The 757-nt window shown below is 66.3% G+C and carries 1 protein-coding gene; it reads right to left on the reverse strand.

What is annotated here, in order from left to right:
• Window positions 1–176: 176 nt before the first annotated feature.
• Window positions 177–757 (reverse strand): aromatic amino acid lyase (locus AB4Y42_RS44090; protein ID WP_368697875.1); only part of this gene is annotated, 581 nt, incomplete at its 5' end.

Below are 757 nucleotides of genomic sequence, written 5' to 3' on the forward strand. Positions count from 1 at the left end.
GATTATTCTGGAGCATCCGGTAGGCGGCTTCCGCCAGCCAGGTCTTGCAGACCTTCTCGCTGCCGCGCGGCGCGCGGATCGTGCGGGTCGGGTCGAGGCGCGGGTCGGTGAAGTTCGGTTGGTTCATAACGTCTTCGTCTCGGATGTTATTCAGGTTTTTATCTTGCCTTCGGCGCTTATTGCTCGGACTCGAACGCCAGCGGGCTGTGTTTGGCGATCGCACCGTTCTGCACCAGCTTCGTCAACGCGGCGATGTCCGGCGCGAAATAGCGGTCGAGGTCGTAATGCGGCACCTCGGCGCGCACCGACTCCATCACGTGCGCGAGCGCCGGGCTCGTGCGGTGCGGCGCGCGCAGGTCCACGCCCTGGGCGGCGGCGAGCAGTTCGATCGCGAGGATGTTGGCCGTGTTGTCGGCGATATCGGCGAGCTTGCGCGCCGCGAACGTCGCCATCGAAACGTGGTCTTCCTGGTTGGCCGAGGTCGGCAGCGAATCGACCGAGGCCGGATGCGCGAGCGTCTTGTTTTCCGACGCCAGTGCAGCCGCTGTGACGTGCGCGATCATGAAGCCCGAGTTCACGCCGCCGTCCTTGACGAGGAAAGGCGGCAGGCCCGAGAGCGTCGCGTCGATGAGCAGCGCGATGCGGCGCTCGGCCAGTGCGCCGATTTCGGCCGCGGCCAGCGCGAGGTTGTCGGCGGCGAAGGCCACCGGTTCCGCGTGGAAGTTGCCGCCCGAGAGCACTTCGTTCGTTTCCGGGA

This window comes from Paraburkholderia sp. EG286B, from assembly GCF_040965655.1.
Lineage (GTDB): Bacteria > Pseudomonadota > Gammaproteobacteria > Burkholderiales > Burkholderiaceae > Paraburkholderia.